Annotated in this window: 19 protein-coding genes and 7 tRNA genes; 18 read left to right on the top strand and 8 right to left on the bottom strand. The window is 75.0% G+C overall.

Features of this window, described 5'->3' with window-relative positions:
- The first annotated feature begins 147 nt into the window (after window positions 1–147).
- Window positions 148–693 (top strand): hypothetical protein, encoded by a 546-nt coding sequence (locus tag MT994_RS12500; protein WP_086150327.1) that lies wholly within the window; start codon window positions 148–150, stop codon window positions 691–693.
- 355 nt (window positions 694–1,048) lie between these two features.
- Here MT994_RS12500 and MT994_RS12495 read toward each other — a convergent pair whose 3' ends face one another.
- Window positions 1,049–1,315, bottom strand: coding sequence for a helix-turn-helix domain-containing protein (locus MT994_RS12495; RefSeq protein WP_194522583.1), 267 nt, complete (start codon window positions 1,313–1,315; stop codon window positions 1,049–1,051).
- Between the two features lie 138 nt (window positions 1,316–1,453).
- Here MT994_RS12495 and MT994_RS12490 point away from each other — a divergent pair, with 138 nt between their 5' ends.
- Window positions 1,454–2,362, top strand: coding sequence for a hypothetical protein (locus MT994_RS12490; RefSeq protein WP_354806502.1), 909 nt, complete (start codon window positions 1,454–1,456; stop codon window positions 2,360–2,362).
- Window positions 2,363–2,537: 175 nt separating this feature from the next.
- Here MT994_RS12490 and MT994_RS12485 read toward each other — a convergent pair.
- The 3 genes from MT994_RS12485 to MT994_RS12475 form a co-directional block, all read right to left on the bottom strand.
- Window positions 2,538–2,609, bottom strand: a tRNA-Val gene (locus tag MT994_RS12485).
- A 54-nt stretch (window positions 2,610–2,663) separates the two neighbouring features.
- Window positions 2,664–3,584 carry an aminotransferase class IV gene (locus MT994_RS12480; protein WP_194522581.1) on the bottom strand — a complete coding sequence of 307 codons (921 nt, stop codon included), beginning with the start codon at window positions 3,582–3,584 and terminating at the stop codon, window positions 2,664–2,666.
- Entirely contained in the window at window positions 3,581–4,690 is a 1,110-nt protein-coding gene (locus MT994_RS12475) for an anthranilate synthase component I family protein (protein WP_354806501.1), read from the bottom strand. Before MT994_RS12475 ends, MT994_RS12480 begins: the two co-directional genes overlap by 4 nt.
- Window positions 4,691–4,863: 173 nt before the next feature.
- Here MT994_RS12475 and MT994_RS12470 point away from each other — a divergent pair.
- The 9 genes from MT994_RS12470 (at window position 4,864) to MT994_RS12430 (ending at window position 7,271) form a co-directional block, all read left to right on the top strand.
- A tRNA-Gly gene (locus MT994_RS12470) sits at window positions 4,864–4,936 on the top strand.
- 47 nt (window positions 4,937–4,983) lie between these two features.
- Window positions 4,984–5,054: transfer RNA gene (locus MT994_RS12465), tRNA-Cys, on the top strand.
- A gap of 21 nt (window positions 5,055–5,075) precedes the next feature.
- Window positions 5,076–5,147: transfer RNA gene (locus MT994_RS12460), tRNA-Val, on the top strand.
- Window positions 5,148–5,306: 159 nt separating this feature from the next.
- A tRNA-Gly gene (locus tag MT994_RS12455) sits at window positions 5,307–5,379 on the top strand.
- 54 nt (window positions 5,380–5,433) lie between these two features.
- A tRNA-Cys gene (locus MT994_RS12450) sits at window positions 5,434–5,504 on the top strand.
- 14 nt (window positions 5,505–5,518) lie between these two features.
- Window positions 5,519–5,593, top strand: a tRNA-Val gene (locus MT994_RS12445).
- A 51-nt stretch (window positions 5,594–5,644) separates the two neighbouring features.
- Window positions 5,645–6,529: a hypothetical protein gene (locus tag MT994_RS12440; RefSeq protein WP_354806500.1), complete on the top strand. Its 885-nt coding sequence runs from the start codon at window positions 5,645–5,647 to the stop codon at window positions 6,527–6,529.
- Between the two features lie 47 nt (window positions 6,530–6,576).
- The gene (locus MT994_RS12435; RefSeq protein ID WP_354806498.1) at window positions 6,577–6,900 is read left to right on the top strand and encodes a DUF2277 domain-containing protein; all 324 of its coding nucleotides are present in this window, start codon (window positions 6,577–6,579) and stop codon (window positions 6,898–6,900) included.
- A 56-nt stretch (window positions 6,901–6,956) separates the two neighbouring features.
- On the top strand, window positions 6,957–7,271 hold the full coding sequence (locus MT994_RS12430; protein WP_306303318.1) for a hypothetical protein: 315 nt from the start codon (window positions 6,957–6,959) through the stop codon (window positions 7,269–7,271).
- Between the two features lie 19 nt (window positions 7,272–7,290).
- Here the strand turns inward: MT994_RS12430 and MT994_RS12425 are convergent, their stop codons facing one another.
- On the bottom strand, window positions 7,291–7,506 hold the full coding sequence (locus MT994_RS12425) for a hypothetical protein (RefSeq protein ID WP_021482368.1): 216 nt from the start codon (window positions 7,504–7,506) through the stop codon (window positions 7,291–7,293).
- A 214-nt stretch (window positions 7,507–7,720) separates the two neighbouring features.
- Here MT994_RS12425 and glgX point away from each other — a divergent pair, with 214 nt between their 5' ends.
- From glgX to MT994_RS12405, 4 genes are all read left to right on the top strand, one after another.
- Window positions 7,721–9,928, top strand: a complete 2,208-nt coding sequence (glgX, locus tag MT994_RS12420; protein WP_354806497.1) for a glycogen debranching protein GlgX — start codon at window positions 7,721–7,723, stop codon at window positions 9,926–9,928.
- Window positions 9,925–12,597 carry a malto-oligosyltrehalose synthase gene (gene treY / locus MT994_RS12415; RefSeq protein WP_354806496.1) on the top strand — a complete coding sequence of 891 codons (2,673 nt, stop codon included), beginning with the start codon at window positions 9,925–9,927 and terminating at the stop codon, window positions 12,595–12,597. Before glgX ends, treY begins: the two co-directional genes overlap by 4 nt.
- A gap of 62 nt (window positions 12,598–12,659) precedes the next feature.
- A complete protein-coding gene (treZ, locus tag MT994_RS12410) occupies window positions 12,660–14,489 on the top strand; it encodes a malto-oligosyltrehalose trehalohydrolase (RefSeq protein WP_354806697.1) in 1,830 nt (609 codons plus the stop codon).
- Between the two features lie 14 nt (window positions 14,490–14,503).
- Entirely contained in the window at window positions 14,504–15,394 is an 891-nt protein-coding gene (locus MT994_RS12405) for a polyphosphate kinase 2 family protein (protein WP_354806495.1), read from the top strand.
- Between the two features lie 3 nt (window positions 15,395–15,397).
- Here the strand turns inward: MT994_RS12405 and zapE are convergent, their stop codons facing one another.
- Window positions 15,398–16,396 (bottom strand): cell division protein ZapE, encoded by a 999-nt coding sequence (zapE, locus tag MT994_RS12400; protein WP_240696618.1) that lies wholly within the window; start codon window positions 16,394–16,396, stop codon window positions 15,398–15,400.
- Between the two features lie 160 nt (window positions 16,397–16,556).
- Here zapE and MT994_RS12395 point away from each other — a divergent pair, with 160 nt between their 5' ends.
- Both MT994_RS12395 and MT994_RS12390 read left to right on the top strand, forming a co-directional pair.
- A complete protein-coding gene (locus MT994_RS12395; RefSeq protein ID WP_354806494.1) occupies window positions 16,557–17,408 on the top strand; it encodes a dihydrofolate reductase family protein in 852 nt (283 codons plus the stop codon).
- A 5-nt stretch (window positions 17,409–17,413) separates the two neighbouring features.
- Window positions 17,414–17,899, top strand: a complete 486-nt coding sequence (locus MT994_RS12390) for a hypothetical protein (protein WP_061268189.1) — start codon at window positions 17,414–17,416, stop codon at window positions 17,897–17,899.
- Between the two features lie 61 nt (window positions 17,900–17,960).
- Here the strand turns inward: MT994_RS12390 and MT994_RS12385 are convergent, their stop codons facing one another.
- Entirely contained in the window at window positions 17,961–18,701 is a 741-nt protein-coding gene (locus tag MT994_RS12385) for an amino acid racemase (RefSeq protein ID WP_354806493.1), read from the bottom strand.
- Window positions 18,702–18,801: 100 nt separating this feature from the next.
- On the opposite strand from MT994_RS12385, the gene MT994_RS12380 reads away from it, so the two are divergent.
- A complete protein-coding gene (locus MT994_RS12380) occupies window positions 18,802–20,034 on the top strand; it encodes a hypothetical protein (RefSeq protein ID WP_354806492.1) in 1,233 nt (410 codons plus the stop codon).
- Between the two features lie 102 nt (window positions 20,035–20,136).
- Here MT994_RS12380 and MT994_RS12375 read toward each other — a convergent pair whose 3' ends face one another.
- Window positions 20,137–21,306, bottom strand: coding sequence for a DegT/DnrJ/EryC1/StrS family aminotransferase (locus MT994_RS12375; RefSeq protein ID WP_076404945.1), 1,170 nt, complete (start codon window positions 21,304–21,306; stop codon window positions 20,137–20,139).
- Between the last annotated feature and the right edge of the window lie 188 nt (window positions 21,307–21,494).

The following is a 21,494-nucleotide window of genomic DNA, read 5'->3' as shown; positions in this document are numbered from 1 at the left end:
ACCACCGTCGCCGCCCCGGACCATCCCGGGCCCCACCCGTCGTGCACCATGCCGCCCCCCGCGACTCGCCCCCGATGACACGACCCCGTCACGGGGCCGTCGCCCGCGCTACATTACCCAGACCCTCGACCGCAGGAAGGATGAACGGTGCTCTCGGTCCTCGTCGTCTGCACCGGCAACATCTGCCGGTCTCCCGCGGCCCAGCTCCTGCTTACCGCTGCGCTCGACGGCTCCGTCGACGTCGCCAGCGCCGGCACCGCCGCGGTCGTCGGTGCCCCGGTCGCCCCTCCCGTGGCGCGCCTGTTGGAGGACCGCGGCCTGGACCCCTCGGGGTTCGTGGCCCGCCCCCTCGACGCCGCACTGGTGGCGTCCGCGGACGTGGTGCTCGCGATGACCCGCCGTCACCGGGCCGCCGTGCTCGAGGTGGCGCCGTCGGCGTTGCGCAGGTCGCTGCTGTTCACGGAGCTCTCGGCGCTCGCGGAGCGCGTGGGCCCGTGGCCCGGCCGGGCGGACGACGCCGAGCGGCTTACCGAGGTGCTCGGCGTCGCGCCGCGCGCACGAGCAGGAGTCGACCTCACGCGCGAGGCACCCGACGTGGAAGACCCGTACGGGCGCCCCGAGGAGGTCCACCGACGGGTCGTGGACCGCATCGGCGCGGACATCGCCCGGCTCGTCGCCGCGCTGCGGCGGTGACCGGTCCTCCTCCTTGCCCCCTGCGCACGGAGGAGGACCGTCCGTCCTCACGGTCTCCGGGGCACCGTGAGCACGACCGCCACGACCGTTCCTCGCCGACCGCGACCGAGGCGGTCCGGGCGCTGCCGGCGAGGACACCGTCGCTGCTGCGGGGACGCCTGCGGGCCGCTGCCCGCACCGGGTCCCGCGAGCACTGTGCACCGCTGCGGGGATCGGTGCAGGCTGGACGCTCGACCAGGATCCGGCGGCTTGCGCGGTTCGGGCGGGGATGCGTGCTTTTCGTGCACCCTTCGTCCGCTTTCATCCGGTGCACGCGCGCCATGGGAACGCTCACATAGTGAGATCGGGCAGGGCTTCACCCGCCCCTCGTGTCGTCCCGCACGGGCTCGGTGGCGTGCGCGAGGTCCCGCGCCGCGGGCCCGATCCGGTACCGGCGGTCCTCACCCTGCACGAGCCACCGGTGGGCGACCAAGGTCTGGGCGATGCGGAACGCGCCCGGACGGCTCACCCCGAGAGACGCGGCCAGCTCGGCGAGGCGCAGCGCGCCCGCCGCGGCGACCAGCTCGACGGTGCGCACCGTACGCGACACGGAGGCCAGGACGTACGTTCCCCTGCTCGACATGCCTCGAACCCTAGGAGGCATCGTCCCGGCTCGCACCGGGCGAGGGACCTCGACGTCGGCGCTACCGTGCTGGCCCGCGAACGCGAACCGGTCGAGGATGGGCCCGGACCCGCACGTGCACGCCGGAGGACGAACACCGTGGACCTCTCACCCGCGAACCGAGGACGACGCCCCACCGCGCGACGGCGCCCCGCGCCGACGCTCGCGGCCCTCGGCCTGGCGACGACGTGGCTCCTCGCCGGGTGCTCCTCCGGCCAGGACGTCTGGGCGGAGGCGATGGAGGACCTCGACGGCGTCGTGTTGGTGGAGTACCTGTCCCGGGACAACCAGCTCGTCGGACCCGACGACCACGAGATGACCGTCCGGCTCGAGGACGACCTCGACGCGGAGCAGGTGCGCCGGATCGCCGAGGCGAGCTGCGCACGCGACGCACCTCTCACGCGCCTCACGCTCACCACCGCGGCACCGGACACGGACGAGGCCGGGTCGGTGACCCTCCGGAGCGCGGCCCCGTACGGCAGCGCGTGCCTCGCCGAGGAGACGGTGGCCGGGCTCGCCGCCGCGAGCGCCGCGATGGGTCGTCTGCTGCCGGGGTACGACGGCGACTTCGACGCCCCGGGGTTCACTGCGGGCGCGACACCCTCGACGGACGACCCCGACCGCGCGCTCGTCGTCGTGACGACGTCCGCCGAGCGCGCCCGCCTGCTCGACGCGCTCCGCGCGCTCCACGACGAGAGCACGGCGCTGCCGCTCCGTTACGTCGGGTGGTGGGACGAGGACCGCGACCCGGGCACTCCGGCGACGAGACCTCTGGTGGCACATCTCTCGCCCGACGCGGACATGGCGATCCTGGCACCGTTGATCAGCGGGGCGTTCGAGCTCGGCATGGACGACGTCGAGGTCACGGACCGCACGATCACCGTCACCCCGCCGCCCGGCGCCGTCCCGGACGCCGCCGCGTGGCAGCACCTGGCCGACCAGGCCGCGGGAGCCGGCGTCGGGCTGGAGGTCGGGACGCCGAGCGAGCCGGACGCCACGACCGGCTGACTCCCGACGAGCGACGCCGGCCCGGGACCCGCGAGGGCTCAGCACCCGGTAAACCTCTCGAGGCGCTGCACGGCAGGGCGGGGGCGAACAGGTCCCGACGCGGATCCTCGGGCCGCCGGCGCACCGTGACACGAAAGAGGCCGCCTCCGCGGGTGCGGGGACGGCCTCTGCTCGGTGGGCGATACTGGGTTCGAACCAGTGACCTCTTCGGTGTGAACGAAGCGCGCTACCACTGCGCCAATCGCCCGAGTGCGTGGTCGATACTAGCCTGAAACGGACCGGATCGAAAAACCGGCCGCCCTCAGGGGTCGAGACGCTCGCGGCGACGCCGCTCGAACAGGTCCCGCGCCGCCACGGAGAGCTCCCCCGCAGCCACGTCCGCGCCGTCGAGCCAGGTCACCGGCTGGACGTTGCGCACGGAGCCCGTGAGCAGCAGCGCCGACTCCCCCGCGGTCACCTCGTCGAGCACGGCGAACGAGAGCTCGCCGGGACGCGCCTCGCGCGCGGGCAGGCCGTCCTCCGCGGCCCACTCGAGCAGCAGCTCGCGCGTGATGCCCGCGAGGCAGCCCGAGGACAGGGGCGGGGTGACGAGCTCGCCCCCGCGCTCGACGAAGACGTTCGCCCCGGTGCCCTCGCACAGGTCGCCGGCCGTGTTCGCGAGGAGCGCCTCGTCGCCGCCCTTGGCCACGGCGTCGGCGAGCGCCACGACGTTCTCCGCGTACGACGTCGTCTTGAGCCCGGCGACGGCGGAGCGCTCGTTCCGGGTCCAGGGCGACCGCACCGCACGGCCGGCGGGACGGATGACCGCCGGGCCGACCGCGACGACGACGGTCTGCTCGCCGGGGGTGCGCCCGGACCCGAGCGGCCCGACGCCGGCCGTCACCGTGATGCGCAGCCGGCCCACCGGCCCGGCGCCGGCACGCGTGCGCGCGTCCGCCTCGGCGAGCACGGCCTCGACGCCGTCGAGCACGCGGCGCTCGTCCGGCGCGTCGAGGCCGAGCCCGGCGGCGGACCGCGCGAGCCGGCGCAGGTGGCGCGTGAGTGCGAAGGCCCGGCCGTCGAACACGGCGCACGTCTCGAACACGCCGTCCCCGACGGTCACGCCGTGGTCGACCGCGCTGAGCGCGACCTCGCCGGGCGCCACGAGGCGCCCGTCGGCCCAGATCACGAGGTTCTCGGTCGTGCTCGCGGACGTCGGTGTCGTGGCGGCAGGGGTGCTCATGGCTCCAGTGTGCCCGAGGCGAGGCCGACGAGGCGGCGCGCCTTGAGCTCGGTCTCCTCCCACTCGCGCGCGGGGTCGCTCCCCCAGGTGATCCCGGCGCCCGTGCCGAAGCGCAGGACGCCGTCGGACCACCAGAAGGTGCGGATCCCGACGGCGAGCACGGCCTCGTCGCCGTCGACCCAGCCGACGGCGCCGCAGTAGGGGCCGCGCGGGACGGGCTCCAGCGCGTCGATGATCCGCAGCGCGGACGACTTGGGCGCCCCGGAGACCGACGCCGGCGGGAAGGTGGCCTCGAGCAGCGCGGGCCACAGCGCGGCCGACCCTGCGAGCTCGGCGCGCAGGCGTCCCGTCACCGTGCTCACGAGGTGGACCAGACCGGGGTGCTGCTCGACCGCGAGCAGGTCGGTGACCTCGACGGTCCCCGGGTCGCACACGCGCTGGAGGTCGTTGCGCACGAGGTCGGTGATCATCACGTTCTCCGCCCGGTCCTTGGCGGTGAGCCCCGCGGGCGTCGGGGCGGTGCCCTTGATGGGCCCGGACGTCACCGTGCCCCCCGCGACCCGGAGGTACAGCTCGGGCGAGGCGCTGACGACCCACACCGGGTCGACGCCGGATCCCGCCGGCACGTGGAGGACGCCCCCGTACGGAGCGGGGTTGCCCCGGGCGAGACGACGCGCGAGGGCCCGGGCGTCGGGCTCGCCGCCACCCGGGCCGACGAGCGGGGCCGCCAGCACACGGCAGACGTTCGCCTGGTAGACCTCGCCCTCCCGGACCTCGTCGCGCACGTGCGCGACGGCGGCCTCGTAGCCGGCCCGGTCCAGGGAGCTGCGCCACGCGGACGGGTCGGGCCCGCGCCACGGGGCGGCCTCCGCTCCCGCGGGCGTCGCCGCGTCCAGGTCCGACGGGGCGAGCCGCTCGGCGAACCGCCACGCGCGCGCCCGGCCGCCGCGGGCGGGGTCGTCGAAGTCGGCGACCACGAACCACGGCCCGTCGTCGGCCAGCCGCTCCGGCTCGCGCCGGAGGTCGACGCACTCGAGCACGCCGCTCGCGGCGCGCCCGGCGAAGCGAGCGAACCCCGGCGCGGGTGTTCTCCCAGGTCCTGGCACAGGACCACGCTACCCAGGGCGCACCCTCCGCCCGGACCCCGGCCCCCGAGCACCGACCGCGGGCTCGGCGGGGCCGGTTGGACGCCGGACGCGAACGTGGACTAATGTCTGGGACGCGCCGGAACGCCGGAGGGCCGGGGGAAACACTCCTCGAAGCTCCAGGGTCCGGCCGCGCGGATGTGGCTCAGTTGGTAGAGCATCACCTTGCCAAGGTGAGGGTCGCGGGTTCGAGTCCCGTCATCCGCTCGGAGGCCCACCCTCCGCCGCCCTCGTGGTGGCGGAGGGCAGGTCGCGGTGGAGTGGCCGAGAGGCGAGGCAGCGGCCTGCAAAGCCGTATACGTGGGTTCGAATCCCATCTCCACCTCGCAACAGCACCACCCCTCTGGGGCGATTGGCGCAGCGGTAGCGCGCTTCCCTGACACGGAAGAGGTCACTGGTTCGATCCCAGTATCGCCCACGAGCACGACGAGAGAGGCCGCCCCGGCACCGTCCGGAGCGGCCTCTCTCGCGCCGACCATCACCTGGACCGGATGCACGGGACCGGGCGGAAGTCGGCTAGTATGTGCTTCGCGCCGATCACCACGGGGTTCATGAGAGCCCCCGACGGACCGGCCGCGCGGATGTGGCTCAGTTGGTAGAGCATCACCTTGCCAAGGTGAGGGTCGCGGGTTCGAGTCCCGTCATCCGCTCGGAGGCCCACTCTCTGGCCCGCTCCCCCGGGAGCATGAGAGGACGCGTCTCAAGGTGGAGTGGCCGAGAGGCGAGGCAGCGGCCTGCAAAGCCGTATACGTGGGTTCGAATCCCATCTCCACCTCGTATGCAGCACCCGGGCGATTGGCGCAGCGGTAGCGCGCTTCCCTGACACGGAAGAGGTCACTGGTTCGATCCCAGTATCGCCCACCACTCGAAGGCCGTCCCGACGCCGGGGCGGCCTTCGTCGTCTACTCTCGGCGCATGCCCGACCAGCGCCCCGCCCACGACGTCCTGCCGCTCGGCGCGGCCCCGCGTCCCACGACCGCCCCCGAGCTGCTCGCACGCCTGCGGCCGGCCGTCCTCGACGCCCTGGGCCCCGAGGTCGAGGGCGCGGCGGCCGTCCGGCTCGACGCCGACCTCGAGGGTGCGGACGTCTCTCGCCTCGACGTCGACCTCACGGGCGTCCGGGTCCGGGTCGGAGCGGACCGCCCCGCCTCCTCGTCCGGGCGCAGCACCTCCCCGACGGTCGACGTCGAGCACGTCCTTTCGCGCGAGGACGCGGTGGTGCGCCAGCTCCGGGTCGACGCGCACCCGCTCCTGGTCGACGACGTCCCCGTGGACGTCACGGCCGAGATCGAGGGGCTGCGCTTCCGCTGGGTCGAGGGCGCCGACGGGTCTCTCGCCGTCGAGGGCGTGGAGCCCGACGACGCCGCACCCCTCGGCGGGCACGTCCGCGTCTCGGCCCCGCGCGAGGCGGTCCTCGCCACCGCCCGGAGGATCGTCGCCACCGAGCTGCAGAACATCGGTCTCACGCTGGCCTCGCTCGACGTCGACCTCGTCGCGACGGGGCCGCGCACGGTGTCGCTCCAGGCGTTCGCCCGCGTGCGCAAGGGACTGCTCTCGGCGAGCGTGCGCGCCACCGGCACCGCCGAGGTCGACGCACGCATGGTGCTCACCGTCCGCGACCTCGAGCTCTCGAGCCGCAACCCCGTCGTCGCGGCGTTGCTCGTGGTGGCCCGCGGAGAGCTGGCGAAGGTCGAGGGGCGCCACGTCGACCTCGCGGCCGACCTGCCGCCGGGGGTGCGGGTGGCGGACGTGCGGGTCGAGGCGGGCGAGCACCTCGCGGTGACGGCCCGGCTCGCCTGACAACGGCCGCTCTTGTGGCGCTCCTCACACGCACGTAGCGTCGAGGCATGTGCCGGAACATCACGACCCTGCGCGGCCTCGAGCCGCCCGCGACCGACGAGGAGATCGAGGCGGCCGCGCGCCAGTTCGTCCGGAAGGTCACGGGCATCCAGCGCACGAGCGCCGCGACCGAGGAGCCGTTCGAGCGTGCGGTCGACGAGGTGACCGCGATCGTCGCGCGCCTGCTCGACGAGCTGCCCGAACGCCGGACCCCGCCGACGACGGTCCCGCCCCTGCGGCGCGAGGAGGTCCGGGCGCGCATCGCCGCCCGCGGGGCCGCCGAGCGCGAGCACGAGCGGGCGCACGAGCTCGGGATCGCGCACACCCACTGAGACGGGCCGCGACGGCGGGTGCGGCGAGGTCCCGGCGGCGTCTAGGCTCGGAACCCGTGACCGACGCACCTGCCTCGCCCCCACCCCAGGCACACCGGCCCGAGCCCGTGAGCGCGACCATGCGCCGGGCCAAGGCGGACGCGCGGTCGGAGCACGTGACGATCGGGCAGGTCCGCGAGGACGCCGCCGGGCGCGTCACCATCGACTGCTCGTGCGGCATGCCGCTCACCAACGGTCCCGACTGGACCGTCGACGAGCACATCCGCCTGCACCGGGCCGAGGCGCGCTACCTCGCCCTCAGCGCCGTCGCCCCCGCGGGGATGCCGCGGCTCATCGCGGTCGACGCCGACCGCCTGCCGCGCGTCGACTGAGGGGCCGGGCGCGAAGTTCCTACAGCTCGTCCGGGTCGTCCCAGGACGTGCCCGACGACGCGCCGTCGATGGGCCGGCGCTCGTTCTCCGAGAGCGACTGCGGGGCCTTCGTCGCGTCTCCCCCGGTGAGCACGTCGCCGGACCCCTCTCCCTCGTCCTCGCGGCGCGGGGACAGCCGGGCGGACGCGATGTCGGACTGGTTGAGGTCGTCGCGGTGGTGTGCGTGGGTGCTCATGGCACGGGTCTACCAGGTCCGACCCCGCGATGCACGATCGTCCGCCTCCGGGCGGGTCGGTGCGTCGCACGGGCGGGGCGACCATCAGCGCGATCGCCGCTTGGCACACTATTACTGCTCGGATCGCGGCGGGAGAGCCCGGTCGAGATCGATCGCGTCACCGAGGGGTCTCCTGCGACGACAGCGAACAGGACCCCGTGACATCCTCAGGGACATGCAGACCTGGCCAGGCCACCCCTACCCCCTCGGCGCCACGTACGACGGCACGGGGACCAACTTCGCGCTCTTCTCCGAGATCGCCGAGCGCGTCGAGCTCTGCCTCTTCGACGACGACGGGAACGAGACCCGCGTCGACGTCGAGGAGATCGACGCGCACGTCTGGCACGTCTACCTCCCGGGCAAGGGCCCCGGTACGCGCTACGGCTACCGCGTGCACGGTCCCTACGACCCCGCGAACGGGCACCGCTGCAACCCGGCGAAGCTTCTGCTCGACCCGTACGCGAAGGCGATCGAGGGGCAGATCGACGGCGACGAGTCGCTGTTCTCCTACCGCTTCGCCGACGCGGACGAGGTCGCGCAGGCGGACGAGCTCGCCGAGGGCGAGGAGGACGACGCACCCCCGCCCGCTCCCCCGCTCAACGACGACGACTCGGCCGGGCACACGATGATGTCGGTCGTCATCAACCCGTTCTTCGACTGGGGCCACGACCGCCCGCCGAACCGGGACTACCACGACAGCGTCATCTACGAGGCGCACGTCAAGGGCATGACGATGCTCCACCCGGACGTCCCCGACGAGCTGCGCGGCACCTACGCCGGCATGGCGCACCCGGCCGTCGTCGAGCACCTCGTGACCCTGGGCGTCACGGCGGTCGAGCTCATGCCCGTGCACCAGTTCGTCAACGACCCCACGCTCGTCGAGAAGGGGCTGTCGAACTACTGGGGCTACAACACCATCGGGTTCTTCGCGCCCCACAACGGCTACGCGGCCCACGGGACGCGCGGGCAGCAGGTCATGGAGTTCAAGACCATGGTCAAGGCGCTGCACGAGGCCGGCATCGAGGTCATCCTCGACGTGGTCTACAACCACACCGCGGAGGGCAACCACCTCGGCCCGACGCTGAGCTTCCGCGGCATCGACAACAAGGCCTACTACCGGCTCGTGGACGGCGACGAGGCGCACTACTTCGACACGACCGGCACGGGCAACTCGCTGCTCATGCGCTCGCCGCACGTGCTCCAGCTCATCATGGACTCGCTGCGGTACTGGGTGACCGAGATGCACGTGGACGGGTTCCGCTTCGACCTCGCGGCCACGCTCGCGCGCCAGTTCCACGAGGTCGACCGCCTCTCGGCGTTCTTCGACATCGTGCAGCAGGACCCGGTCATCTCCCAGGTCAAGCTCATCGCCGAGCCGTGGGACCTCGGCGACGGCGGCTACCAGGTGGGCGGCTTCCCGCCCCTGTGGACCGAGTGGAACGGGCGCTACCGCGACACGGTGCGCGACTTCTGGCGCGGCGAGCCCTCGACGCTGCCCGAGCTCGCGAGCCGCCTCACGGGCTCGTCCGACCTCTACGAGCACGGCGGGCGCAAGCCCATCGCCTCGATCAACTTCGTCACCGCGCACGACGGCTTCACGCTCAACGACCTCGTGTCCTACAACGAGAAGCACAACGAGGCGAACGGCGAGGACAACAACGACGGCGAGAGCCACAACCGGTCCTGGAACTGCGGGGCCGAGGGCCCGACGGACGACCCCGACGTGCGGTCGCTGCGCGCGCGCCAGCGCCGGAACTTCTTCGCCACGCTGCTGCTGTCGCAGGGCGTGCCCATGCTCGCGCACGGCGACGAGATCGCGCGCACCCAGCGCGGCAACAACAACGGCTACTGCCAGGACAACGAGATCACCTGGATGGACTGGGGCGGCGAGGAGGGCCTCGACGACGAGCGGGCCGCGCTCCTCGACTTCGCGCGCCGGGTCGTCTGGCTGCGCCGCGACCACCCCGTGCTGCACCGGCGGCGCTTCTTCGTGGGCCGGCAGGACGGCGCGGAGCCGGGCACGCCCGAGGGTCCGGACGACCTCCCGGACATCGAGTGGCTCGACATCACCGGCTCGCGCATGGACCAGCAGGACTGGGACCACGCCTACGCGCGCACCGTCATGGTGTTCCTCAACGGCGACGCGATCCCCGAGCAGGACCGGCGCGGCGAGCCGATCGTCGACGACTCGTTCCTGCTGCTGCTCAACGCGCACTCCGAGGACCTGGACTTCACCGTGCCGCCGGCGGCGTACGGGGAGAGCTGGGACGTCGTGCTGGACACCGACGGCACGGTCGACGTCGGCGAGGTGCTGCAGCCCGGGGAGACCGTGTCCGTGACGGGCCGCAGCGTCATCGTCCTGACCCGCCCGCCGCTGCGATGACCGCCGTCTCCCCCGTCGGCACGCCGGGCGCGCCGCCCCGCGTCCCGGTCTCGACGTACCGGCTCCAGCTCGGTCCCGACCTCACGTTCGACGACGCCGCGCGCCAGGTGCCGTACCTCGCGACCCTCGGCGTCACGCACCTCTACCTCTCGCCGGTGCTCCAGGCGGCGCCCGGGTCGACCCACGGGTACGACGTCGTCGACCACACGCGGATCAGCGACGAGCTCGGCGGGCGCGAGGGCCTCGGACGGCTCGCGGCCGCGGCCCGCGGCGCGGGCCTCGGCATGGTGCTCGACGTCGTCCCGAACCACATGGCGGTCCCCACGCCCGCGTGGCACAACCGTGCGCTGTGGTCGGTCCTGGAGGAGGGCTCCGACTCCCCGTACGCCCGGTGGTTCGACGTCGACTGGTCGGCGGGCGAGGGGGCGGTCCTCATGCCCGTCCTCGGCGCGCGCCTCGGGGACGTGCTCGCGGCGGGCGAGCTCGTGCTGGACGAGGTCGAGGTCCCGGGCACGCCCGGGCCTCGGCGCGTGCTGCGCTACTACGACCACGTGTTCCCCGTGCGCGCCGGGACGGAGGACCTGCCGCTCGCGGAGCTCGTCGAGCGCCAGCACTACCGGCTGGCCTACTGGCGCGTGGGCGACGAGGAGCTCAACTACCGCCGGTTCTTCGACGTCGGGTCGCTCGTCGCGGTCCGGGTCGAGGACGAGGAGGTCTTCGACGCGACGCACGCGCTCGTGCTCGACCTCGTCACGTCCGGGGTCGTCGACGGCCTGCGCATCGACCACCCCGACGGCCTCGCGGACCCGGCACAGTACCTCCAGCGCCTCGCCGACCGCACCGACGGCGCGTGGGTCGTCGTCGAGAAGATCCTCGCGGGCGAGGAGCAGGTGCCGCCCGACTGGGCGACGGTCGGCACGACCGGCTACGACGTCGCGTGGCGTCTGCAGCAGCTCTTCGTCGACCCGGGCGGCCGGTCGGGCCTCGACGCGGTGATGACGCGCCTCACGGGCGCGGCACCGGGCGGTCTCGGTGCGCTCGTGGAGGAGGCGAAGCGCGAGGTCGTCGCCGGGCCCCTCTACGCGGAGGTGCACCGGCTCACGGACCTGGCGGCCGCCGTCTGCCACGACGACCCGCGCCTGCGCGACCACACGTGGCGCGGCCTGCACCAGTGCCTGCGCGAGCTGCTCGTCGCGTTCGACCGCTACCGCGCGTACGTGGTGCCGGGCACCCCGCCGCGGCACGAGGCGGTCCGGGCGGTCGAGGAGGCGGCCGAGCGCGCCCGCGCGCACCTCGACCCGCAGCGCGCGGAGACGCTCGCCGTCGTCGTGGACCTCGTGCTCGGCCGCGAGGTCGGCAGCGCGGGACGACGGCGCGAGGCACGCCGCGACGAGCTCGTCGTGCGCTTCCAGCAGGTGTGCGGGGCCGTGACGGCGAAGGGCGTCGAGGACACGGCGTTCTACCGCTGGACCGAGCTCGTGAGCCTGTGCGAGGTCGGGGGCGAGCCGGACCGGTTCAGCCTCGGCGTGCACGACTGGCACGCGTTCGCGCAGCGGTTCGCCGCGCTCACCCCGCACGCCCTCACGGCCGGGTCGACGCACGACACCAAGCGCGGCGAGGACACGCGCGCGGCCCTCGGCGTGCTGTCCGAGGACGCGGGCGCGTGGTCGCGGCTCGTCGACGAGGTGCGCGCGGCGACCGCCCCCTACCGCGGGGTCCTCGTCGACGGTCTTGCCGAGAACCTGCTGTGGCAGACCGTGGCCGGGACCTGGCTCCCCGACGCGGCCACGCCGGACGACGCGCCCGACGGCACGTCCCAGGCCGCGATCGCTCCCGACCGGCTCGTCGACTACCTGCGCAAGGCGCTGCGCGAGGCGAAGGTCGCGACGTCGTGGACGAGCCCGGACGAGGCGTACGAGGAGGCCGTGGCCGAGCTCGCCCGCCGCGCGCTCGCCGACCCCGCCGTGACCGGGGCGTTCGCCCGGTGGGCGCGCGAGCACCGCGAGGAGCTGCGCGCCGCGAGCCTCGGGATCACGCTCACGCGGCTCACGGCCCCGGGCGTCGCGGACGTCTACCAGGGCGCCGAGTCGTACGCGCCCACGCTCGTCGACCCGGACAACCGCCGCCCCGTGGACGTCGACGACCTCACCGAGCGCCTCGCCCGGCTCGACGGCGGGGCGCCCGCGCGCACGCTCGCGGACGAGAAGCTGCTCGTCACGGCGCGCGCCCTGCGCGTGCGCCGCGCCCTCGCCGCCGCGTTCGTCGGCGACGGCGCCGGGTACGCGCCCGTCGCGTCGTCGACGCCGTGCGCGCTCGCGTTCGCGCGCACGGCCCCGGCCGCCGCCCCCGCCGGGACGCCCGCGACCGCCGACGCGTCCGGTGACGACCGCACGGACGACGCGGCCGTCGCGCACGTCGTCACGGTGGCGACCCGCCTCGCCGGGACGGTCGACCGCCTCGGCGGGTGGCGCGACCACGTCGTCGCGCTCCCCGCAGGCACGGGCATGTGGATCGACGTGCTCACCGGGCGCGAGCACCCGGCCGGGACCGTCCGCGTCGCGGACCTGCTCGCCGACCTGCCGGTCGCGCTGCTCGTCGCGCCGGGCTCCGCCGCGAGCGCCGCGGCGACGGGCGAGGGCGCCGCCACGACGGGCGAGGGCGCACCGTGACGGCGGGCACCCCGGTCCCGCCCCCGCGCGTCCCCGCACCCCAGGCCACGCCCCTGCTCGCCGTGCCGGGGCCGCGGCCCGTGGTGTGGGCGCCGACGGCGCGCAGCGTCGAGCTCCTGCTTCCGGAGCAGGGCTCGGGCACGTTCGAGGGCGCCGAGCGCCTCCCGCTGCGCCTCGTGGGGGCGCACGTGCCGGGCTGGTGGGGGTTCGACCACGAGCTGCCGTGGGGCACGGACTACGGGTACTCCGTCGACGGCGGTCCGGGCCGGCCGGACCCGCGCAGCCCGTGGCAGCCGTACGGGGTGCACGGGCCGAGCCGCACGTTCGACCCGGCGTTCGCCTGGACGGACGCCGCCTGGCCGGGCCGCGACGTGCGCGGCGAGGTGCTCTACGAGCTGCACGTCGGGACGTTCACGCCGCAGGGCACCCTCGACGCGGCGATCGACCGGCTCGACCACCTGGTGGCGCTGGGCGTCGGCGCGGTCGAGCTCCTGCCGGTCGCGGCGTTCGGCGGCGAGCGGGGCTGGGGCTACGACGGCGTGCACCTGTACGCGGTGCACGAGCCGTACGGCGGCCCCCGCGCGCTCCAGCGGTTCGTGGACGCCGCGCACGCCCGGGGGCTCGCGGTGGTGCTCGACGTCGTCTACAACCACCTCGGTCCGTCGGGGAACTACCTGCCGGAGTTCGGCCCGTACTTCACGGACGCGCACACGACCCCGTGGGGCTCGGCCGTGAACCTCGACCGCCCGGGCAGCCGGGAGGTGCGCGAGTGGGTGATCGACAACGCCGAGCGGTGGTTCGTCGAGTTCCACGTGGACGCGCTGCGGCTCGACGCGGTGCACGCCCTCGTCGACGACTCCCCCACGCACCTCCTCGCGGAGCTCGCGCGGCGCGTGGACCGTGTGGAGCAGGAGCTCGGGCGGCCCTTGACGCTCGTGGCCGAGTCGGACGAGAACGACCCGGCGACCGTGACGGGCGTGGAGCAGGGCGGGCGCGGGATGCGCGCGCAGTGGGCGGACGACGTCCACCACGCCGTGCACGCGCTGCTCACCGGGGAGCGCCAGGGCTACTACGTCGACTTCGGCTCGGTCGCGGTGCTGCGCAAGGCGCTCACGGGCGTGTTCGTCCACGACGGCACGTACTCGACGTTCCGGGAGCGCGAGTGGGGTCACCCGGTCCCCGCCGGGACCGACGGCCACGCGTTCGTCGTGAGCGCGCAGAACCACGACCAGGTGGGCAACCGCGCGCACGGCGACCGGCCGTCGGCGACGCTCGACGGCGGCGGCCTCGCGACGGCCGCGGCGCTCGTGCTCGTGTCGCCGTTCACGCCGATGCTGTTCATGGGCGAGGAGTGGGGCGCGTCCACCCCGTGGCAGTTCTTCACGGACCACGCCGAGCCGGAGCTCGCGGAGGCCGTCCGCGCGGGCCGGGCGGCCGAGTTCGCCGACCACGGGTGGGGCGGCGGCGACCCCGTGCCCGACCCGCAGGCCCGCTCGACGCGGGACGCGAGCGTCCTCGACTGGTCCGAGCGGGAGCGCGGCGAGCACGCGCGCCTGCTCGCCTGGTACCGGGACCTGGTGGCGCTGCGGTCGCGGCCCGACGTGCGCTCGGGCGACCTCTCGCTCGTGCGCGTCCACGGCCCGGGCGGCCCGGAGGACGACGCGGCGGGCGAGGAGCAGACGACGGGCGCCGCCCCGCTCGGCGGGCCCGCGTTCGTCGTGGACCGGCGCACCGTCGCGGTCGCCGTGAACCTCGGGGACGCCCCGCGGCGCCTGCGGCTCGCGCTCGGCGGCACGCCGCGCGTGCTCGCCGCCTGGGACCCGGCGACCCGGGCAGGCCGGCACCACGTCGACCTGCCCGCGCGTTCGGTCGCCGTCCTGGCGCGCGGGTGACTACGCTCGCGCCCATGGCGACGACGACGAAGACGAAGGCCACGCACGGGGGCGGCGCGGAGGGCGCCTGGGACGTCCCGCCGGAGCAGGCGCTGCGGGTGCCGGAGGGCTTCGACCTGGCAGCGTTCGACCGCGCGTCGACCCCGGGGTTCACGGGCGACAAGGCCGCCGGGAAGGCCCTCGTCGCGCAGCACGCGGACGAGCTGTCCGAGCTGCAGGAGCGCCTGTTCGCCGAGGGCCGCTCGGGCGGGTCGCGGTCGGTGCTCCTCGTGCTGCAGGGCATGGACACGGCCGGCAAGGGCGGGATCGTGCGGCACGTCGTCGGGCTCGTCGACCCGCAGGGCGTGGCGCACCGGTCGTTCGGGGTGCCCACGCCCGAGGAGCGGCGGCACGACTACCTGTGGCGGATCCGCCGCGCGCTGCCCGAGCCGGGGTACATCGGCGTCTTCGACCGGTCGCACTACGAGGACGTGCTCGTCGCGCGCGTCGACGCGCTCGTGCCGCCCGCGGTGTGGGAGGCGCGCTACGACGAGATCAACCGCTTCGAGGCCGAGGTCGCCGCGGCGGGGACCACGATCGTCAAGGTCGCCCTGCTCGTCTCCTACGAGGAGCAGCGCGCGCGGCTCATGGAGCGGCTCGAGCGCCCGGACAAGTTCTGGAAGTACAACCCGAACGACGTCGACTCGCGCCAGAAGTGGCCTGCGTACCAGGAGGCGTACCAGGCCGTCCTCGACCGGACGAGCACCGACGTCGCGCCGTGGCACGTGGTCCCGGCCGACCGGAAGTGGTTCGCGCGCCTCGCGGTGAGCGAGCTCCTGCTCGACGCGCTGCGCGGCCTCGACCTCGGGTGGCCCCCGGCCGACTTCGACGTCCCGGTCGAGAAGGCGCGCCTCGCCGCGACGTGACGCTCAGGCCGCGCCGCGCGCGACCGTGCGGCCGTCCTCCGCGAGCGCGCCGAGGCGCGACAGCGCGCGGTAGTACTTCTTGCGATACCCGCCGCGCAGCATCTCCTCGGTGAACAGGCTCCGCTCCCCCGTGTACGCGCCGGTCCCGGCGAGGAGCACGGGCACGTCGCGGTCGTAGAGGCGGTCGACGAGCACGACGAGGCGCAGCGCCGCGGACTGCTCGGTGACGGGGTGCACGCCCGTGAGCGCGACGACCTCGACGCCGTCGAGCAGCGCCCGGTACCGGCTGGGGTGGACCTGCGACAGGTGCGCGAGCAGGTCGTCGAACACGTCGAGGGTCGCGCCGGGCCGGCCGGTGACGGCCGCCCGCACGTCGGCCTCGGGAAGCGGCGCGGAGTCCGTGACGACCGCGCGGTGCCGGTAGTCCTCGCCGTCGACGCGCAGCACCTCGAACCGGGCCGCGAGCGCCTGGATCTCGCGCAGGAAGTCCTCGGCGGCGAAGCGGCCCTCGCCGAGCGCCTCGGGGAGCGTGTTCGACGTCGCGGCCAGCGCCACGCCGCGGTCCGCGAGCTCGCGCAGGAGCCGGGACATGAGGACGGTGTCGCCCGGGTCGTCGAGCTCGAACTCGTCGATGCACACGAGCTTCTTCGTGGCGAGCGCGTCCACCGTCGCCCGGAAGCCGAGCGCGCCGACGAGGTTCGTGTACTCGACGAACGTGCCGTACGCGCTGACGTCGAGGCCCACGGCGTGCGCGAGGGACGTGAGCAGGTGCGTCTTGCCGACCCCGAACCCGCCGTCCATATACACCGCGGGCGCCGTCTGCTTCCGGGCGCCGAACAGCCCCTTGCGCGCGGGCTTCACGACGGCGGCCGCGACCTCCTCGAGCCGCGCGACGGTGCGCGCCTGGCTGGGGTAGGCGGCGTTGGCGCGGTAGGTCGAGAACCGCGCGTCGGCGAAGTGCCGCGGCGGCACGAGGTCGGCGAGGAGCCGGGCGGGAGGCACGGAGGGCCGGACGTCGGCGAGGGCGCGGACGGGCCCGCCGGGGGTCGGCGAGGAGGCCGACGCGCGGGCGGTGCCGGGGAGGGCTGCCGGGGCCGAGGGACCACCGGAGGCGGGCGCAGTCACGAGGATCCAGCCTACGCCTGCGGCTAGCCTGGCCGCTGTGACCTCGACCACCACCCCGCCCGACGGGCCCGTCGCGCCCGACGGGCGCACCGACCTCCCCGCGCTCGACGTGCTCCTGCCCGCCGCGGAGCACCTCCCGCCCGACCCGCGCGAGGACCGGCTCGCCGCGCTCTACGCCTACGGGCCCCCGGTGCGCGGGGCGAGCGTCGTGCGCGCGAACATGGTCGCGAGCGTCGACGGGGCGGCGTGGGGCCCCGACGAGCGCTCGGGGTCGATCAACGACGACGCGGACTGGCGCGTGTTCCGCGTCCTGCGGGCGCTGGCGGACGTGGTGCTCGTCGGGGCGGGCACGGCGCGCGCCGAGGGCTACACCCCGCTCGGCCGGCCGCGCGGGCTGCGGCACCTGCACGACGCCCCGCTCGAGCTCGCCGTCGTCAGCCGCAGCGGCCGCGTGCCCCCGGCGCTCGCCGGGACGGACCGCCCGCCGTTCGTGCTGACCGGCCCGGCCGGGGCCGCCACCGCCCGGGGCGACGTGCCCGCGGACCGGGTGCTCGTCGTCGGGCAGGACGCGGCGGACGACGCGCTCGACCTCGCCACGGGGCTGGCCGCGCTCGCCGGGCGGGGCCTCACGCGCGTGCTCACCGAGGGCGGCCCGTCGCTGCTGGCGGACCTCCTCGCCGCGGACCTCGTCGACGAGCTGTGCGTGACGACCACCCCGACGCTCGTGGGGGCCGGGCCCGGCCGGATCGTCGGCGGCGCCCCGGCTCCCGGGACGACGACGGCGCTCCCCCGCGGGGCACGCCTCGCCCACCTGCTGCACGCCCCCGCGGACCGGCCCGGGTCGCCCGCCGGTACGACCGCCGCGCGCTGGCTCCTCCCGCTAGGCTGACCCGCGTGACCGACACGATCCTCGTCCTGACCGAAGACACGCTCAACCCGGCCGACGTGCAGCACATCCTGTCGCTGCACGAGGACGAGCAGCTCGCCTACCGGGTCCTGGTCCCGGCGGACACGGAGCGCAACGTCATCTCGGGGATCATCGACCACCTCAGCGTGGGCGAGCTCAAGGAGGCGTGGGACGAGGTGCTGGGCCGCGAGCCCTCGCCCACGACGGCGAAGGCGGAGGCGAGCGAGCAGCTCGAGCGCAGCGTGGCCGAGCTCCGCGCGGCGGGCCGCGAGGCGGACGGCGTCGTCGTCGACGACGACCCGCTGCCGGCGCTGCGCACGGCCGTCGCGTCGGGCGGGGCGCGCGAGATCGTCGTCGTGACGTACCCGCACGCGGTCGAGGACACGTTCCACACCGACTGGGCCTCCCGCGCGCGCGAGGAGCTGCACGTCCCCGTGCTGCACCTCTACTCGGGCACGAGCGAGCTGGGCTGACCCTGCGCGCGTCCGGCCGACGAGCGCGCCGGCCGGTCCGGCGGTCGGCGGACCCGCGGGGTCACGCCCCGCGGACGCGGTGCCCGGCGCGGCGGATCGTCGCGCGGGCGAGCTGGTCGGTCGAGTCGAGGTAGAGCGGGTCGGCGAGCAGATCGTGGTCGACGGCGACCACGGACAGCTCCGTGCAGCCCAGCACGATGACCTGGGCCCCGCGCTCGACGAGCCGCCCCGCGACGGCCCGGAACGTCTCGATGTCGACCGGCCGCCCCGCCTTCACCTGCTCGTAGATGATCTGCGACACGAGCGCCTGGTCGGCGTCGTCGGGCACGAGCGCCTCGATCCCGTGGCGCGCGAACGCGTCCTGGTACACGCCCGACGCCGCGGTCCCCGCCGTCGCGAGCAGGCCCACCGCGTGCAGGTCGTCGACCCGCGCCCGCGCCGCGTCGACCGTCGTGTCGATGATGGAGACGAACGGGACACTGATCGCGTCGAGCACCTGCTGCGTGAAGTAGTGCGCGGTGTTGCACGGCATGACGAGGAAGTCCGCGCCGAAGCGCTCGAGCCGCTCCGCGTCCCGCGCGAGCACCGGGCCCGGGTCCGCGTCCGACCGCCCGAGGATGAAGTCCGTGCGGTCGGGGATCGTCGCGTGGTTGAGCACGACGGCGTCGACGTGGTCCTGGTCGCGCTCGGCCTCCGTGAGCGCGACGAGGAGCTGGAGGAAGTAGGCCGTGGCGAGCGGCCCGACACCTCCGAGCACTCCGACGAGGGGCTGGGCGTGGTCCTGGTCCGGTCGCGACGTCACCCGTGGATCCTACGGCGCCCGCGTCCCGGGGAGCGGGCGGCGCGGACCGTAGGATGGCGGACGCCCGCCGACCCGACAGAGAAACGGACGACCCTCCGCGATGACGTACGGCAACGCCGAGTTCCTCCCCATCGTCCTGGGGACCAACCTCAACACCTACAACATCGCGAGGTCGTTGCACGAGGCGTACGGCGTCCGCACGCTGGCCCTGGGCCGCTTCCCCCTGCGCGAGACGGCGGACTCCCGCATCGTCGACGTGCGCACCTACCGCGACTTCGACGACCCGGAGCGCATCGTCGCCGTCCTGCGCGAGCTCGCCGAGGAGTTCCCGGGCCGCAAGCGCCTGCTCATCGCGAACATCGAGTTCTACACGAACGTCGTCGTCGCCCACCGGCCCGAGCTCGAGGACCTCTACGTCATCCCGCTCGTCGGCGAGGACCTGGCCGCGCGCCTCATGAACAAGACGGACTTCGCGCGCACGTGCGCGGAGCTCGGCGTGCCGCACCCGGAGACGGTGGTCGCCACGGCGGCCGACGTCGACGCCCCCGGCTTCGGCGAGGACCTGCCCTTCCCGTACCCGCTCATCCTCAAGCCGGCCGACACCGACACCTACCCGCGCCTGCGGTTCGAGGGCAAGAAGAAGGTGTACCTCGTCCAGGACGCGGCCGAGCTGCGCGACGTCGGCCGCCGCATCTACGCCGCCGGCTACACGGACGACCTCATCGTCCAGGAGTACCTCGCGGGCGACGAGTCGGTCATGCGCGTGGTCAACACGTACTCCGACCGCCACGGCCGCCTGCGGTTCCTGTCCGCGGCCCAGATCGTGCTCGGCGAGTACGACCCGAAGCTCGTCGGGAACTACAACGCCGTCGTGACGATGAAGGACGACCGGCTCACGGAGTCCGTCCGGCACCTGCTCGACAGCCTCGGCTACGTCGGCGCCGCGAACCTGGACGTCATGTACGACCGCCGCACCGGCACGAGCAAGATCCTCGAGGTCAACCTGCGCCAGGGCGCGGCGAGCTTCTACACGATGGCCGCCGGCGGCAACCTCGCGCGCTGCTACGTCGAGGACCTCGTGTACGGGCGCGAGCTGCCCGAGCAGGTCACGTCGGACGCGCGCCTGTGGGTCAACGTGCCCTACCCCGTCGTCCGGGCGCTCGTCCCGGTGTCGCTGCGCCACCGCGTGAAGAAGGCCCGCAAGCACGGCGTGTGGCACACCCTGCGGTACGCGCCCGACCGCAGCCTGCGCCGCCGCCTCGACGTGTGGCGCGTGGACCTGCGCCACACGCTCGACTACGTGAAGTTCGCGCGCTCGCGCCCGTCGGCCTAGCCGCGGGAGGCGCGGGGCCGACCAGGTGGTCCTGGCCCGTCCGGTGTCGCGGACGCGCCGGGATCACCTGGTCGGCCGGCACGGACCGCCTGGTCGTGGGGCTCAGGCGCCCAGGGCGGACCGGACGGCCTCGACGAGGCGGCGCGCCGTCGCGACCCCGACCGTGGTCGGCAGGTTGACGACGCGCGCGACGAGGTCCTCCGTCGTCGCGAGCGCGGGGTCGCCCGGGGTGTACCCGTAGACCGCGGGGTCGTCCGGACCGGGGAACAGCGCCGGCCGGTACCACTTGCCGACATAGAACCCGGCGGCCGTGAGCTCGGCGACCAGGCGGTCGGCGGTCGCGGCGTCGGGCGCGAAGAACGGGAACCGCACGAGCGGCGCGCGCTCCCCGATCCCGGCCGGGACCTCGACGACGCCCGACAGCCCGCGCACGTACTCCGCGACCGTGTCGGCGCGGCGCGCCTCGGTGTCGCCGCTGGACCGCAGCGCGTCGACCATGCGGTCCACGACCCACGCGGACGGGCGCTGCGGCGGGTGCGCGAGGCCGCCCCGGTTCTCCACGGGAGCGATCGCCGGCTCGTACGCCCCGACGGCCGTGAGCGCGCCACGCACCTTGCCCGCCGCCGCGCCGGGGAGGCGGTTGAGCACGCGCACCTGGGTGCGGAAGCTGCGCGCGGCGAGGTCGAGCCGCGGCCCGACGGCGGGGAGCGCGTCGAGCGCCGCCACCGTCGCCGCGCGCAGCGCCGGGTCGAGCGCGGGGCTCACCCACACCGCCCCGCCGAACCGCGTGGGCAGCAGCTTCTCGACGCCGAACGAGTGGAACGAGACGTCGGCGACGGGCGTGCCGTCGGCGTCGCGCGCGAGGCGCCCCACGCAGTGCGCGCTGTCCTCGACGAGCAGCGCCCCGACGGAGCGCGCGGCGTCGCGCAGGCGCCGCGCGGCCGGCTCGTCGACGATCCCGAACGTGTTCTGGAGCACGACCGCCCGCGTGCCCGGGCCGACGGCGAGCCGGTCGGGGTCGATCGCGACCGTCGCCGGGGACACCTCGGCGTAGACCGGCCGCAGCCCGGCCACGAGCACCGGGTCGACCGCCGTCGAGCACGTGAACACCTGCGTGACCACGTCGCCCGGGCCCCGGGCCTCGGCGAGCGCGCGGAACACGACCTCCATCCCGTAGCGGGCCTTGAAGACGAGGAACCAGTCGGCCGGGTCGGTGCCCGTCCGGTCGGCGAGCATCCTCGTCGCGGTCGCGTCCTGCGGGTGGCGGCTCATCGTTCTCCGTGTCGTCCGGCGTCAGGGGGTCGGGGCCGACGCAGCGGCCCGCGCGCCTAGCCTGCCACGTCGGCGGGCCGGCCGGGCCGAGCCGCTCGTCACGCGCGGGGACCGACCGCGCGCGACCGGACGTGCGGGCGACACGAGGTACGGGCCCGGGACGCGCGACGGCGGCCGCCGCGCCGGAG

The sequence above is a fragment of the Cellulosimicrobium sp. MI9406 genome, from assembly GCF_040595865.1.
In the GTDB taxonomy this organism is placed as follows: Bacteria; Actinomycetota; Actinomycetes; order Actinomycetales; family Cellulomonadaceae; genus Cellulosimicrobium; species Cellulosimicrobium funkei.
The sequence above is the reverse complement of the archived record's forward strand: the minus strand, read 5'-3'. Positions and strand labels throughout refer to the sequence as shown.

What these genes read in the sequence shown, in the direction of transcription:
- MT994_RS12440 (WP_354806500.1), top strand. Translation starts at nt 5,645, where the DNA reads ATGCCCGACCAGCGCCCCGCCCACGACGTCCTGCCGCTCGGCGCGGCC.
- MT994_RS12495 (WP_194522583.1), bottom strand. Translation starts at nt 1,315, where the DNA reads ATGTCGAGCAGGGGAACGTACGTCCTGGCCTCCGTGTCGCGTACGGTG.
- glgX (WP_354806497.1), top strand. Translation starts at nt 7,721, where the DNA reads ATGCAGACCTGGCCAGGCCACCCCTACCCCCTCGGCGCCACGTACGAC.
- treY (WP_354806496.1), top strand. Translation starts at nt 9,925, where the DNA reads ATGACCGCCGTCTCCCCCGTCGGCACGCCGGGCGCGCCGCCCCGCGTC.
- MT994_RS12425 (WP_021482368.1), bottom strand. Translation starts at nt 7,506, where the DNA reads ATGAGCACCCACGCACACCACCGCGACGACCTCAACCAGTCCGACATC.
- MT994_RS12375 (WP_076404945.1), bottom strand. Translation starts at nt 21,306, where the DNA reads ATGAGCCGCCACCCGCAGGACGCGACCGCGACGAGGATGCTCGCCGAC.
- MT994_RS12480 (WP_194522581.1), bottom strand. Translation starts at nt 3,584, where the DNA reads ATGAGCACCCCTGCCGCCACGACACCGACGTCCGCGAGCACGACCGAG.
- MT994_RS12380 (WP_354806492.1), top strand. Translation starts at nt 18,802, where the DNA reads ATGACGTACGGCAACGCCGAGTTCCTCCCCATCGTCCTGGGGACCAAC.
- MT994_RS12435 (WP_354806498.1), top strand. Translation starts at nt 6,577, where the DNA reads ATGTGCCGGAACATCACGACCCTGCGCGGCCTCGAGCCGCCCGCGACC.
- MT994_RS12405 (WP_354806495.1), top strand. Translation starts at nt 14,504, where the DNA reads ATGGCGACGACGACGAAGACGAAGGCCACGCACGGGGGCGGCGCGGAG.